The following is a 13,859-nucleotide window of genomic DNA, read 5'->3' on the forward strand; positions in this document are numbered from 1 at the left end:
ATGCAAACGGTACTCATCGCAAACCGCGGCGCGGTGGCTGCTCGCGTACAGCGAACCTTACACAGGATGGGCCTGCGGTCGATCGTGGTTTATTCCGAAGCCGACCGTGACCTGCCTTATGTGGCGGAAGCCGACCAGGCGTATTGCATCGGACCATCACCGGCGGCACAGAGCTATCTGAACGAACCTGCCCTCTTTGACGCAATACGCCGCTCGGGTGCCGATGCGGTGCACCCCGGCTATGGCTTCTTGTCAGAAGACTCAGGATTCGCCAGCCGCGTGGAAGCAGCGGGCCTAACGTTTATTGGCCCCAGCCCGCGCTGGATCGACGCGATGGGACATAAGACCCGCGCGCGCAATTTGATGGCGCAACACGGTATGCCGATGTGCCGCTCCTCTGGCATTATCGGCGACGACGCCGCCGCGATCCGGGCGGCTGGCGTTGAAGTAGGCTATCCGATATTGGTTAAGCCTGCCGGAGGCGGCGGTGGCATTGGCATGATTGCCGCCCACGACGCCGATGAACTCGTGGAAGCCGTCGGCCGCGCAAGAGCGCTTGCACAACGAAGTTTCGGAAATGGCGACGTGTATCTGGAGCAGCTGTTTGAGCGGCCGCGGCATATCGAGTTCCAGATCCTCGGCGATCGGCACGGCAACGTGCAGCATCTGATGGAGCGGGATTGCTCGGTGCAACGACGCCACCAGAAGGTAATCGAAGAAGCCTGCGCGCCTGGACTGCCACCCGGCGAGGCCGACGAAGTCGCAGACCGTGTGGCAAGATTGCTGGGTAAGCTCGGCTACGACGTGATCGGGACCGTGGAGATGCTGCGCGGCTCAGACGGCAGCTACAGTTTTCTGGAAATGAATACCCGCCTGCAGGTTGAGCACGCGGTCACCGAAGCCATTACCGGGGTGGATCTGGTCGAAGCACAAATCCGTCTTGCGGCAGGTGAGGCCCTGCGCGATGTCCTTCCCACGCCGGTGACGGCTTCGGGTCACGCCATCGAGCTGCGAATTTATGCGGAAGACCCCGTCCGCTTCTTCCCCTCGCCGGGCATCCTACAGACTTTCCGCCTGCCATCGGGTACCGGCATCCGAATCGAGACAGGCTATGCGGAGGGAAACACCGTAAGCCAGTACTACGACCCTATGATCGCGAAGCTAGTGATTCACGCGTCAGACAGGCATGCGGCCATCGAGCTTGCAGAGCAGGCACTGTCCGAAACGAGAATTGAGGGCGTAAAGACCAACATTCCGCTCTTGCAGCGCATGCTTGATTTTCCTGCCTGGCGCGCGGGTGATTTGCACACGAGCCTCGTGCAGGACCTTTTCGCCAGCGGCGAGGCGAAGAAATAGCGAGACAAGTGACGTCCCTTGCGAAAAGAATGCGTCCTTCAGGCCGCACCGAATTGTGCTGGCTTGAATCCAGCTCCTTGCTAGTGGGATGGGCGTGTCGCTTTCGTGAGCGGAAATAAGGGAGCTAGCGAAATGCGTTCGCCTTGCACAATTATTAGTGAAGACGTAGTAACAACGATGGGAACGGGCGATGAACAATGCCGAAACCTCCCAAGTCCTTGGCTCGGAAGTCCGGGCCCGGCAGCGCGGTGACGGTGCGAACAAAGCGCTTGAGATACTGCGGATACTGCGCGCAAGAATCGCGAAGCAAGATCTTCTGCCTGGCGCCAAGGTGAGGGAGCAGGATCTAGCCGAAGAATTTGACGTGCCGCGCCCGCTGGTGCGAGAGGTTTTTGCGGCTCTCGCGCAGCGTGGTCTCATTGAGCGAATACCAAACCGCGGCGCGGTGGTGACACGGATCGATCTTCAACAATTATTGCACATCTACGACGTGCGTGAGGTGCTCGACGGGCTTTGCGTCAGATTGGCGACTCAAAACGTACCGCCGGAATCGTGGCAAGATCTGGTTGATTTTTTTAACGGTCCGATGGTTCAGTATGTCGAGGAATCGAACCTGGACGCCTTTATTGACGGTTATGATTTCTTTCGCCGGAGAGTTATTGAGGCAGCGGCCAACCCTCCGCTCGCCGAAATGCTAGATAGTATCTGGGACAAGACGCAATTCCTGATCCGACGCATCATCATACTTCCCGGCCGGCCAAAACAAGGCCTTGCCGAGCATTCCGCCGTGCTGAACGCAATGCGGGCAGGCGATGCCGCGGCAGCAGAAGCGTTGCGGCGGAAGAATTTTCAGAGCGCCAAGAAAACCTTGTCTCGTTATCAAAAGTATTTGGTTTAGCGGTGGCGCGCGCCCTGCAATGCCTGTGGCTGCCACCCGCCAATCACTACGCGCCTTTCAACTCGGGCTGATGGCGACTTGCAAGCGCCGATATTGGTGCTCAAACGACATACTTGCGAAAGCGGCTTAAATACTCTGCCGCCTCTCTGAGGCTCTGGCGTCGGATCGATTCAGCCTTGTCCGCATCGCGATCACGCAGGGCGGCAAGCACGGCTCGATGATGCTCCAGCCCCAGACGCGCCCGGCCCGGCAGAACGATCGCACGCTGGATAACAGCTTGCGAGCGCTCAACGATCGTGTCAAGCATGCCTTGGATAATCGGGTTATTTGCATTCTTGAAGACGCGTTGGCGGAACTGCTCATAGCCCGCCATGTAGAAATCAAAATCCCCTTTCTCGAGCGCCTCTTCCATTGGAGCCCCGAACAGGGCTATCAGATCGTCCCACTCCCCCTGTGGAGCGTTTTGCGCGGCCAAGCGCACGCCCATGCCTTCAAGTGCTTCCCGGGCGCAGTAAATTTGCAGGATCTGCTCAAAGCTAATGCGGGTGACGATGGCCCCTCGATTGGGAATTCGCTCCACCAACCCACGCTCTTCCAGTGCCGCCAGAGCTTCCCGGATGCGCGGACGCGTCGAATCAAACTCGTGAGCCAGTTCAGCTTCCACAAGCTTCGTCCCCGGCAGTAGATCATGGCGAGCAATCCGGGCCCGTAGTTCGTCCGCAATCGCTGTTGCCGACGTTGCCTTCGACTTCCCGGCTTGATTGCCGGCGACGCCTTTCTGTTGGCTGGCTTTCGCTGTAGCTGTCATGGTGTTCCGTTCCGTGCGCGCGAATGATCAGTGTTCTTGAAAACATAATAGTAAACCCTTTTGTAAGCGCTTTTGGAGGCCAGAGGGTTCTGCCGTCGAGTTCAGCTTTGGCCCCCTCACTTTTCCGGTCCGCAAGCGCCCTTCCTTCACACGTCCACTGTTCAGTGCAGGCTCCCTAGTCTCGACAACTTTTCCGTACCGGCGCGACACATTGAGCACAAACCATTACGGTAGTCAAAATAGACTACAAAATAGTTTACTTTTTTGTCTTCTGTGCCCATACTGACCTTGCGCAAGATGGAAAGCGACGACTTTGACGGGCAGGGGGCGTGGCATCGCTGGTGAACTCGCCCGACCAGCGCATAGAACCGGAAGAAACCACTCGCGGTCTTGGCCGCAGAGCACGATCGATAAAGGTAGGACACTATGGAATACCTCACGCTTTGCAGTGCCGACTCGGTGCCGGTGGAGGGCACCCGGCTCGCTGCCACAAGTCTCGCCCGGCGCAGTGTGCGTTCCGTGTGGCATCCGTGTACTGCACTCAGACCCGGTGACACCGTCGAGCCGTTGGCGATAGCGCGTGGCGAAGGCGTATGGCTGATCGACACGGAGGGGCGGCGCTACTTTGACGCCACCAGCTCCTGGTGGGTCAACTTGTTCGGTCACGCCAACCCACATATCAATGCCGCCCTGGTGCACCAGCTGGAAACGCTTGAGCACGTGATGCTCGCCGGATGCACCCACGCACCCGCAGTGGAACTGGGCGAGCGTTTGTCGGCACTGACCGGTGGGGCACTCGGCAATGTTTTCTACGCGTCGGACGGCGCGTCGGCCGTTGAGATCGCGCTCAAGATGAGTTTTCACTACTGGCGCAATATCGGTCTGACAGCCAAGCGGGAATTCATCTGCCTCCGGAACGGTTACCACGGCGAAACGGTGGGCGCCCTGGCCGTGACCGACGTCGAGATCTTCCGCGACGCCTACGACCCATTGATCCGCCGGGCCCATGTCGTGATGTCGCCTGATGGGCGCCAGGCTGTGAGTGGAGAATCGGCTGCTGACGTTGCCGCGCGTGCCCTGGCGGAACTGGAAGCGCTGCTGCGCGAACGCTCCGGACAAATCGCAGCGCTGATCGTCGAGCCTCTGGTACAGGGAGCGGCCGGCATGGCGATGCACGACCCTTCCTATCTGGACGGGGCACGGGCGCTGTGCGACCGCTACCGGGTTCACCTGATTGCGGACGAGATCGCGGTTGGCTGTGGCCGCACTGGCACCTTCTTCGCATGGGAGCAATCGCGTGAGGGCAGAGCGCCGTTGCCAGCCCATCTTTGGCCGGATTTCCTGTGCCTGTCCAAAGGCATCAGCGGCGGCTATCTGCCGCTATCCCTGGTGCTGTCGCGGCCGGAAATTCAACATGCCTTCATTGCAGATGATGTGGCCAGAAGCTTTCTGCATTCGCATTCCTACACCGGCAATCCCCTGGCCTGCCGTGCCGCACTCGCCACGCTAGACCTGTTCGAGTATGACCACGTCATCGAGCAAAATCGTCAGCGCGCGCAATGGCTTGGTGAGGCGTTGGCGTCGCTCGGCGCGGACGCGCGCCTGATGCATACGCGCCAGCGTGGCGTGATCTGGGCCGCCGACGTGCGGCCTGAGTTCGCAGGAGCCGACTTTTCCGCGCGCTTCCACCGATCGGCGCTGGCCCACGGCGTCCTGGCACGTCCGATCGGCAACACCCTCTACGTATTGCCACCGTATTGCTTCGACCAAGCGCAGGCGCAATGGCTGGGCCAACAACTGCAGGCTGCGCTCGATGCGACGCTGACCGAAGCGTCGCAAATCCAAGGCGGTGCGCCAATGGAGGTCTGCCATGCTGCTTGAGCGACTCGAGCGCGCTGCCGCCGAGCGAGCTGCGAGCGCGCTAACGCGCCGCCGCCGCGTAACCCATACCGCCTGCGCGCCGCACCAGGCGGTCAGCGACGGTCACGGTGCCGCGCGCCCGTTGCTGAGCTTTTGCAGCAATGACTACCTCGGCCTGGCAAACCATCCCGCAGTGGTCGACGCCTTCGCCGAGGGCGCCCATCGCTACGGTGCCGGCAGCGGAGCCTCCCATCTGGTCAGCGGCCACTCGGTGGTCCACCATCAGCTCGAGGCCGAGCTGGCAAACTGGCAGGCGCCCTATATTCCTGACGTGCGGGCGCTTTACTTTTGCACCGGCTATATGGCCAATCTGGCGGTGCTGAGCGCCCTCGGCACGTCCGACGCTACCCTCTTTTGCGACAAGCTCAACCACGCCTCACTGATCGATGGCGCGCTGCTCGCTCGTGCGGAGGTGCGCCGCTACCCGCACCGGGACACCGCCGCGTTGAGCCGGCAGCTGACCGTCAGCAGCAGCCGGCTCAAACTGATCGTGACCGACGGCGTGTTCAGCATGGATGGCGACATTGCCCCCTTGGCTGAACTGCTGGCACTGGCTGAACTGCACGACGCATGGATTGTCGTGGACGACGCCCACGGCTTCGGCGTGCTGGGCGAGCGCGGCCGCGGTGTGCTGGAGCATCTCAGGCTGATGTCGCAGCGCTTCATCTACATCGGCACGCTGGGCAAGGCCGCTGGCGTAGCGGGTGCATTTGTGGCCGCGCACACCACGATCGTGGAGCACTTGGTCAACGTCGCAAGACCTTATATCTACACCACGGCCGCGCCGCCGGCAGTGGCCCATGCGCTTCTGACCAGCTTGGCATTGATCGCGGGCGACGAGGGCCGGCAGCGGCGCGGGCAAGTGGCGAAATCGATCGCCCTCCTGCGCGGTGGCCTGGAGATCTTGCAAGCCCGCCACCCCCAAACTGGCTGGCGCATGGTCAACAGCGCAACGCCGATTCAGCCCCTGATCGTGGGCGGCAACTCGATTGCGCTCGCGCTGTCCGAGGCGCTGGAGGCCGGTGGCATCCGCGTCACTGCGATCCGGCCACCGACGGTGCCCGATGGCACGGCGCGCTTGCGCATCACCTTGTCGGCCGAACATACCTGCGCCGACGTGGCGCGGCTGCTGGACAGCTTGGGAGTCCTGGCGGCGCACAAGGAGACGGCATGAATGCGACGGGCACTTTCGCAGGCATTGCCTGCTTTGTCACCGGCACCGATACCGGCGTCGGCAAGACTTACGCCAGCGCGACATTGCTGCATGCGCTGCGCGCTGCCGGCTATCCCAGCGTAGGGATGAAGCCGGTGGCCAGTGGCAGCGAATGGCGTGACGACCATTGGCACAACGATGATGTGGCCGCACTGCGCAATGCGAGCAGCGTGGACGTACCGCCCGCAATGACCTGCCCTTTCCTGCTGCGCACGCCCTGCTCGCCGCATTTGGCCGCGGCGCTCGAGGGCACGCAAATCACGCCCGAGCCCATCCAAGCCGCGTTCAGCGAGCTGTGCACACGCGCCAGTGCAGTAGTCGTGGAAGGCGTGGGCGGCTTTCATGTGCCGTTATCCGCCGGCCTGGCCCAGTGGACCACGGCTGACCTGGCCGTCATGCTCGGCCTGCCGGTGGTATTGGTGGTCGGTATCCGGCTGGGGTGCCTTAACCACGCAGTGCTGACTGCCGCCGCGGTACGTGCGCGGGGCCTACGACTCGCCGGCTGGATCGCGAACCGCATAGATCCGGATATGGCCCTGGCCGCCGAGAACATCGCCACGCTGTGCGCCTCCCTGGATGCCCCCTGCCTTGGGGAAATCCCCTGGCAGAAGGATCCGCGGGAAGCCGCCGCAGCGATCGATCTGTCACCGCTACTGACAGCTCCTTTCGCCTATCAACTGGCCGAGACCCGAGGCCAAACTGCCTAACCTGGACTCAGACATGACCATGATCGCCGACGCCTCCACCGCGAACGATGCCACAATCGCTACCATAGATGTCGAAACCCTGCGCAACGCCGTGCGCCGCCCGACCACAGCTCAGGAGCCCGCCGGGCGCTGGAGTGTGGCCCAGGTCGGCGAACTCTTCGCGCTGCCTTTCAACGACCTGCTCTTCCGGGCCCAGCAAGTGCACCGCGAACATTTCGACGCCAACACGGTGCAGCTGTCGACCCTGCTCTCAATCAAGACCGGAGGGTGCGAAGAGGACTGCGGCTATTGCCCACAGAGTGCGCATCACGATGCCGGCGTCAAGGCCGAGAAGCTGATGGCGCTGGACGAGGTGCTGGAGGCCGCGCGCGCCGCCAAGGCCAACGGCGCCACGCGCTTCTGCATGGGGGCCGCCTGGCGCAGCCCCAAGGACCGTCACCTGGAGCCGGTGATGGAGATGGTGCGCGAGGTCAAGGCGATGGGCATGGAGACCTGCGTCACGCTTGGCATGTTGAAGGCGGAACAGGCGCAGCGCTTGAAGGAAGCGGGCCTCGATTATTACAACCACAATTTGGATACGGCGCCCGAGTTTTACGGAAAGATCATCGGCACTCGCACGTACCAGGATAGGTTGGACACCATCGGCCATGTGCGCGACGCTGGCATCAATGTCTGCTGTGGCGGCATCGTCGGCATGGGCGAATCCCGCGAAGCCCGCGCCGGGCTCATTGCGCAACTCGCCAATTTGGAGCCTTATCCGGAGTCGGTGCCGATCAACAACCTGGTTGCGGTGGAAGGCACGCCCCTCGCCGGCACTCCTCCGATCGATCCCTTCGAATTCATCCGTACCATTGCAGTGGCTCGCATTACCATGCCGCGCGCCATGGTTCGGCTGTCCGCGGGACGTGAGCAGATGGACGACGCGTTGCAAGCACTTTGCCTCGTGGCCGGCGCCAACTCCATCTTCTACGGCGACAAGCTACTCACCACCAGCAACCCCCAGGCCGACCGCGACCGCGCCCTGCTCGAACGCCTCGGCATCCGCACTGAAGGCGACGCAGGATGACGGCCGCCGTTCTGTCTGAACGCGCCAGGGCGCGGTCGGTGGCATCGCAGGACGACCGCGCGCCTTGCGACGCCTTCGTCGATGCCAGCTTCCTGCGCGACCCGTATCCCGCCTACCACGCATTGCGGGCCGCCGGCCCCATTCACTGGAGCGAAGAATTCTTTGGTGGAGCCTGGCTGCTAACTAGGCACGAGGACATGGAAGTCGTGCTGCGCGATCCGCTCTACTCAGCGCGCCGCACGGGCGGCTGGGTCATGCGTAACAGCGAGGACGAGCGCCAGGCGCTGTGCCCCTTCCAGCGCCTGTTCAGCCGGGCCATGCTGTTCCTCGACGCGCCCGACCACACGCGCCTGCGCCAGGTGCTCAATGCAGGCTTCCGGCCCGCAGCCCTGCGCGCTTTCGCCGGCACCATCGAGCAAATGATCGCGCTACTGATGGACCGGATTGCGCAGGAACACCAGTTCGATTTCATGGCGGCGGTGGCCAGGCCGCTGCCCGCGATGGTGATCGCGACGTTGCTGGGCATGGACGTCAACGAGCAACCGGGCTTTCTGGCTTGGTCAGAAGACCTGGCCGCATTTATCGGCTCGCCGGATCCAGACCTGGCGCTAAAGCGGCGTGCGCAAGCGAGCCTGCTAAAGATGAGCGCCGCCTTCGAAGCCATGCTGGCGCGCCGCAGAACGCAGGCCTCGTGCCCGACTTACCAGCAACCCCAACAGCGGGACCTGATAAGCCACCTGCTGCAGGCCGAGGCTGAAGGAACGATCGAAACCGGGGCCGAACTGCTGGCGCAATGTGCCATGCTGCTGTTCGCCGGGCACGAGACGACGCGCAACCTTCTCGGTAATGGACTACATGCCTTGCTCAGCCATCCGCAGCAGTGGCAGCGCCTGCAACAGGCACCCGAGCTTGTGCCAAACGCCCTTCGCGAACTGCTGCGCTACGAAAGCCCGGTTCAATATACCGGCCGACGCGTCACAGCGGATATCATCTTGCACGGGAAACAGCTCCGGCGCGGTGACCTGATTGTGCCGTTGATCGGAGCCGCCAACCGCGATCCATCGCGCTACAGCGACCCCGACACATTGGACATCACACGGCGTGAGGGCTCGCACCTTTCCTTCGGTCATGGCGCGCATTTCTGCATCGGGGCCGCGCTAACGCTGATGGAGGCGGAAATCGTCTTCCGCAGCCTGCTTACCAGGCTGCCCGATCTGACACTGGTGGATGCGGACCCCCACTGGAACGGGAACCCGGTCTATCGTGGGCTCATCAGCCTGCGGGTGTGGAACAATCGTGCCGTCGGACTGGAGCGGTGAACTACATCGATCAGGCAATACGATGCGCTGCCCGGGAGGCGACCCGCTTGAGGCCGCCTCGGGGAGCGCGTCAATAGCCGGTTCTCGGATCGACGACGTTAATTTATGATTCGCCTCGCTGGAACCTCGCAAGGTTCTCAATGGAGATTGCCGCCTAACGATCCTGCAACCCGGACGGCGAAGAAGTCTGGGCTTGCAACGCCTTGTATGTCGCCGCCCATTTCCATCGCCGCTTCCGGAATCGCTACAGGCAGCTATCATCCACAGCTTCGAATTGGAGTTGGAGAGCCGCGGTCAGGACGGCCTAAACGTCTCCCTAAGCGAGACCGAATTGCGCGGGGCATCCGGACCTGATGCCGCGGCACCCCTACTGGGCTTGCCTCATCGAAGGCGCATCGCGGGTGGATCTGGCGCCCCAAGAGGCTGCGCGCGTCCGAGGGAAGATGCCAATCGTGCGCATGCTATGCCGAGGGCGACGGGGAACAACCTCATGCCAGCAAACGACTGATGGTTGCAAGCGAAGCTTGGCGATTAATTGCATTTTAAGTTCGGCTAACGGCTTCGTCTGGTGCCGAGACCGACGATGGGTCGATGATCATCCGCAAGGACGACCCCAACATCGCGCCGCACATCGGGACCAGCTCTGGACCTTCGAAGCACATGCGCCCGGCATGGCGCGTGTGTACGGAAATGGAAGAGCCTGCCGGCAGCGGGCTGTGGTAGCCATTGAGCGCGTGTGCGACCACCGCGCCCAGGCGAAGCCAGTTGAAACCCGGCATGAGCAGCTTGAGTTCAACCGGGTAACTCGATCATTTCGCATTGCCCACACGCAATATCACGCTGATGGATGCGGTTCAATCCAAATGCATTGTCCGTCCGGACATCCCGATGCCCGATCGGGCTATACACGTTCACCAGCGTTGCTTCTTGTGTCGACATCTTGTCTCTCTCCTTCAGTTAAAGTCTTTCCCCTCTGCCGCCCGCGGCGTACCCATGCCCCCACGCAAGCCGATCGATTCCCGAGCGCGGCGGCCGCGGCAAGATCCGCGGGCCGTGGCCTGGTGCGAATGCCGTCGACCTTCGACGTCGAGCTTGCTCCGTAGGGAGATCCCGCAACTTCGAAGATGTCGGCGGTGTAGCCCGGGCAGGCCACGATCATGCCAAGATGGCTCATCGCAACCACCAGAGACAACAGCGTCATTTCCTGGCCACCGTGAGGCGTCGACGCCGTGGTAAAGGCTGCGCCGACCTTGTTGGCCAATGCCCCGTCGCTCCATATCGGTCCCAGCCCGTCGATGAAGCGTTTCATCTCGGCCGAGAGCGTCCCCATGCGCGTCGGGCAGCCAAGGATGATCACGTCCGCGTCCAGCACTTCATCCACCGTCACGACCGGATATGCGCACGCTGCTGCAAACTGCTGGCCGAATCGTCGGTCCAACATCAGCTCCTGTTCATTCCGTATCTCGGAGACTCGGCGGATGCTGACCGTTGCGCAGGATTCGCTCCTTGCTCCCTCTGCGACTGCCTGGGCAAGCGACAGCGTATTTCCGGACCACGAGTGAAAAATGACCAGTACGCGGATGGCGGAACGATGTTCAACCCCGCCAACTGCCGCTTGTGTAAGGCTTTCGTTCAATGTCGGTCTCAATGGAAAAGGCAGCAGGGAAAAAATCAGTATCCCGCCGATGTGATTTCATTGCCGGTGGTGACCAGATCCATCCAAGGTCGCGTTGAATCAGAGCGCCGCCGGTATATGGTCTGCTCACTGGAATTTTCACGTCTCCTTAATCGTCTTTACGATAATAAAACCACGTCATTTCCGCCATTCCATAGCCCGTATTCACTTTATTCCCGGAATCGAATGACCGAAGATGGCCGGCCGGTTCGCGTGGCCCCCCATCGGACGACACGATGGCTGACGCAGACGCGCGGCGAGAAACGGGGGAAGGAAATGACACAGATTGAAAGATGCCGCGCAGTCCGTAAAGCAGCGATTGGTGAAGCTGCCATCGCGGTGCGCGATGGCAGCGCTATGTCGCCTGCCGCAGGTGGTCAGCCCCTGGTGTAGCGCGAACTCGTCCATGGCCTGATAGCGGATGCCGAACCAGGCTGGCTCGATGACTGCTTCACGGTAGAACAAAGCAATGTTAGGTCTTCCGCACTTTGTGTGACGAGGGCGCGCTGGCGTGGAGGATGTTGTAGCGCGGAGCGGCCGTCGTCTCCACCGCCCACCACCATTCTTCTTGTTGACGAACGTAGGAGCCCGCCAGCATCATGCCGGCCGCGCGAGCTCACCCGCCTGCGAGCGATCGGACTAGCGTGTCATGCAGGACAAGGCAGGTCTATCAGTTTGGCTTCAATACCCGCAGCCGCAGAAGCTCGATGTTCGCGCGGCCATACATCTGGCGCTTGAGGAACTTGAGCCGGTTGACGTGCCCTTCGGTCTGCCCATTGCTCCATGGCAGCTTGAAGGCCGCCCGCACAGCCGGTAAGTCGGCGCGCAGGCTTTGCGCGAACCTCCGCATTTCCAAAGCGTCGCAGCGCGACAAACGCTTCAACCATCGATCGAACTGCCGCGGACTTCGCCTGTGCATGAGCCCAAGAAACTCCCGCGCGAGGCTGCGGACCTCGCCCACCACGGGTTCGATCTTGCACAGCGCCTGCACGAAGCGCTCGTGGTCCGCGCTTTTTGGCTCCGCGACCGCGAGCTTCCTCCATCGGATAAGCCATCCGAACACGCGCCGGGCCGACGGGCACGGCATCGTGCGCACGGGTGCCTGGAAAGGAGGCTTCTTGCCCTGCGGAAAAAGGAGGCGAATCACGCAATTCCGAACGGCGGCGCGACTGCCCGTATATCCTCGCTGCTTGAGTTCCTGCCAGATCAGTTCAGGAAAGCGACAGCCCTGTGCGATTCGTTCCTCGATATAGCCGAGATAAGGATCTAAAGGCGTCGGACCCCGCGCCCTGGGGGCGCGCTCGGGGAATGCCCCCGCGGTGATGAAGTTGCGCACGCTTCGATGGTCGATTGAGAGCTCGCGTCCGATTCCTTTCATCGTGGCGCCCTGGGCGTGTAGCGCCATAACCCGCTCGTACAGCGCCACCCGCGAGGCGCGTCGCTGATCGCTCAGACGCTGCCATGACCACAGTGAGTTGCGGCTCAGCTCCCGCTGCCGTCCCAGGGTCACGCCACCGACCTCGACTTGCTGCGCGGCTTGGCGCAGTTGCGGTCCGAGTCGGCACAGCAGTCTCTCAACGTTGTCGCGCAGATTGCACAGTAGATGCCAGCGATCCGAGATTTGCGTGGCTGCCGGCAGCGCGATGTCGACCGCCTCGGAGTAGGCCCCAGCCCGGTCCCTGGCGACGATCTCGATCGATGGGTGCGCACGCATCCACGCGGCCACCGCAGTTCCTTCCCTGCCGGCGAACACTTCGATAGGCTCACGCCGCTCCAGGTCGACGATGATCGTTCCGTACTGGTGACCGCGCGCGATCGCCCAGTCATCGATGCCGACGACCCGCGGTCGTGGTTTGCGCTTGCGCTCAGGAGCTCTGCGCAACTCCCGCAGCACGGTGTCGGCACTGGTGCGCAAGCCCAGGACGTTAGCAAGCCTGGCTGCCGCCTCACCACCGAGGGCATGGCCCAGCGCGTGCAACGCCCGAGCCTGCGATCGCGTACAACGTTGATGCGGACCGGCTAAGGCGTGGATGTTCTCGGCAAAGGTACGACGCGGGCAGCCGGCGTTTGCACACTTGAAGCGACGCACCTCAACGGCGAGAACGACCCGCTGTTCGAGCATCGGACGTTCTTCCAGCCTGCGCACATAGCTGCCGTGGCGTCGATTACTCCAACGATGGCAGGCAGGACACGGTGCCGCGCGAACCGTACTGCAGGCTTCGACGGTAATGGTATCCCCTCGCGCATCGCTGGAGATGAAGCGCTTACCCACACGGGCGAGAATACGATCGATCCCACCGAGAACGTGGCTCATGGTAACGATCAACGTAAAGCCAGATCGGCCCGAAATCAAGCCCTTGACGCGGTCGTCACACAAAGTGCGGGAGATCCCGAAAAATCCCCTTCTGCATGCGCGCCGACGGCAGCGGCTTTACCGCCCGTGCGACACTTCGTCCGCTCCGGCCGCGACGAGGCCATCGTCACACTCCCGGCTCCAGCCCGCAATGACGCGCGCGACTATGAGTGTGCGGCTACCCCGCAGACCGTCCGGCTGATCCGACAGATCTCGCCAGCCGGTAAGGTGCGCGTGCTCATCACCAATCTGCTCGACATGCACCGCTACCCGGCTGCCGCCTTCCGCGATCTCTATCACCAGCGCTGGCGCCTCGAGGAGGCGTTTATGCGTCTCAAACACCGCATGGCACTCGAACACCTGTCCGGCCTCTCACAGTTGGCCGCCAGGCAGGGCTAGGTGCAACGCAACATGCTTCGTGATCTTTGAGCCTCCATGCTGCCCACAAGGTAAACCCCATAGGCAGTATCCCTATCTTCTAGAAAGCCATTGCACGCCTATAATCAGTTAACAGTCGATTGTTAACAATTTACCAGTCCGGGGA

At 62.1% G+C, this 13,859-nt stretch carries 11 protein-coding genes; 8 read left to right on the plus strand and 3 right to left on the minus strand.

Annotated features, from left to right (window positions below; all coding sequences use genetic code 11):
- Positions 1-1,356 (plus strand): acetyl-CoA carboxylase biotin carboxylase subunit, encoded by a 1,356-nt coding sequence (locus tag CTP10_RS40795; RefSeq protein ID WP_116321259.1) that lies wholly within the window; start codon positions 1-3, stop codon positions 1,354-1,356.
- A gap of 190 nt (positions 1,357-1,546) precedes the next feature.
- Positions 1,547-2,254 (plus strand): GntR family transcriptional regulator, encoded by a 708-nt coding sequence (locus tag CTP10_RS40800; protein ID WP_116321260.1) that lies wholly within the window; start codon positions 1,547-1,549, stop codon positions 2,252-2,254.
- Positions 2,255-2,354: 100 nt separating this feature from the next.
- On the opposite strand, the gene CTP10_RS40805 is transcribed toward CTP10_RS40800, so the two are convergent.
- Positions 2,355-3,062, minus strand: a complete 708-nt coding sequence (locus CTP10_RS40805) for a GntR family transcriptional regulator (protein ID WP_116321261.1) — start codon at positions 3,060-3,062, stop codon at positions 2,355-2,357.
- Between the two features lie 426 nt (positions 3,063-3,488).
- Here CTP10_RS40805 and bioA point away from each other — a divergent pair, with 426 nt between their 5' ends.
- Genes bioA through CTP10_RS40830 form a run of 5 tightly spaced genes read left to right on the plus strand, consistent with a single transcriptional unit; the run spans position 3,489 to position 9,287 of the window.
- The gene (bioA, locus tag CTP10_RS40810; RefSeq protein ID WP_116321262.1) at positions 3,489-4,943 is read left to right on the plus strand and encodes an adenosylmethionine--8-amino-7-oxononanoate transaminase; all 1,455 of its coding nucleotides are present in this window, start codon (positions 3,489-3,491) and stop codon (positions 4,941-4,943) included.
- A complete protein-coding gene (gene bioF / locus CTP10_RS40815) occupies positions 4,933-6,156 on the plus strand; it encodes an 8-amino-7-oxononanoate synthase (protein ID WP_116321263.1) in 1,224 nt (407 codons plus the stop codon). The genes bioA and bioF overlap by 11 nt, the downstream gene beginning before the upstream one ends.
- Complete coding sequence (gene bioD / locus CTP10_RS40820; RefSeq protein WP_116321264.1) at positions 6,153-6,902, plus strand: dethiobiotin synthase; 750 nt, start codon at positions 6,153-6,155, stop codon at positions 6,900-6,902. The genes bioF and bioD overlap by 4 nt, the downstream gene beginning before the upstream one ends.
- Positions 6,903-6,915: 13 nt before the next feature.
- On the plus strand, positions 6,916-7,968 hold the full coding sequence (gene bioB / locus CTP10_RS40825) for a biotin synthase BioB (RefSeq protein WP_116321265.1): 1,053 nt from the start codon (positions 6,916-6,918) through the stop codon (positions 7,966-7,968).
- On the plus strand, positions 7,965-9,287 hold the full coding sequence (locus CTP10_RS40830; RefSeq protein ID WP_116321266.1) for a cytochrome P450: 1,323 nt from the start codon (positions 7,965-7,967) through the stop codon (positions 9,285-9,287). The genes bioB and CTP10_RS40830 overlap by 4 nt, the downstream gene beginning before the upstream one ends.
- A gap of 901 nt (positions 9,288-10,188) precedes the next feature.
- Here CTP10_RS40830 and wrbA read toward each other — a convergent pair.
- Positions 10,189-10,923 (minus strand): NAD(P)H:quinone oxidoreductase, encoded by a 735-nt coding sequence (gene wrbA, locus CTP10_RS40835; protein WP_158577681.1) that lies wholly within the window; start codon positions 10,921-10,923, stop codon positions 10,189-10,191.
- 709 nt (positions 10,924-11,632) lie between these two features.
- Positions 11,633-13,276, minus strand: a complete 1,644-nt coding sequence (locus CTP10_RS40840; RefSeq protein ID WP_116321372.1) for an ISL3 family transposase — start codon at positions 13,274-13,276, stop codon at positions 11,633-11,635.
- A 126-nt stretch (positions 13,277-13,402) separates the two neighbouring features.
- Here CTP10_RS40840 and CTP10_RS40845 point away from each other — a divergent pair, with 126 nt between their 5' ends.
- On the plus strand, positions 13,403-13,714 hold the full coding sequence (locus tag CTP10_RS40845) for a hypothetical protein (protein WP_233528218.1): 312 nt from the start codon (positions 13,403-13,405) through the stop codon (positions 13,712-13,714).
- Positions 13,715-13,859 lie beyond the last annotated feature (145 nt).

Origin of the sequence: Cupriavidus sp. P-10 (assembly GCF_003402535.2) — a bacterium.
Classification (GTDB): Bacteria; Pseudomonadota; Gammaproteobacteria; order Burkholderiales; family Burkholderiaceae; genus Cupriavidus.

Coding starts and splice junctions, on each gene's coding strand:
- bioF (WP_116321263.1), top strand. CDS start 4,933: ATGCTGCTTGAGCGACTCGAGCGCGCTGCCGCCGAGCGAGCTGCGAGC.
- bioB (WP_116321265.1), top strand. CDS start 6,916: ATGACCATGATCGCCGACGCCTCCACCGCGAACGATGCCACAATCGCT.
- CTP10_RS40830 (WP_116321266.1), top strand. CDS start 7,965: ATGACGGCCGCCGTTCTGTCTGAACGCGCCAGGGCGCGGTCGGTGGCA.
- CTP10_RS40840 (WP_116321372.1), bottom strand. CDS start 13,276: ATGAGCCACGTTCTCGGTGGGATCGATCGTATTCTCGCCCGTGTGGGT.
- CTP10_RS40800 (WP_116321260.1), top strand. CDS start 1,547: ATGAACAATGCCGAAACCTCCCAAGTCCTTGGCTCGGAAGTCCGGGCC.
- bioD (WP_116321264.1), top strand. CDS start 6,153: ATGAATGCGACGGGCACTTTCGCAGGCATTGCCTGCTTTGTCACCGGC.
- CTP10_RS40805 (WP_116321261.1), bottom strand. CDS start 3,062: ATGACAGCTACAGCGAAAGCCAGCCAACAGAAAGGCGTCGCCGGCAAT.
- CTP10_RS40795 (WP_116321259.1), top strand. CDS start 1: ATGCAAACGGTACTCATCGCAAACCGCGGCGCGGTGGCTGCTCGCGTA.
- bioA (WP_116321262.1), top strand. CDS start 3,489: ATGGAATACCTCACGCTTTGCAGTGCCGACTCGGTGCCGGTGGAGGGC.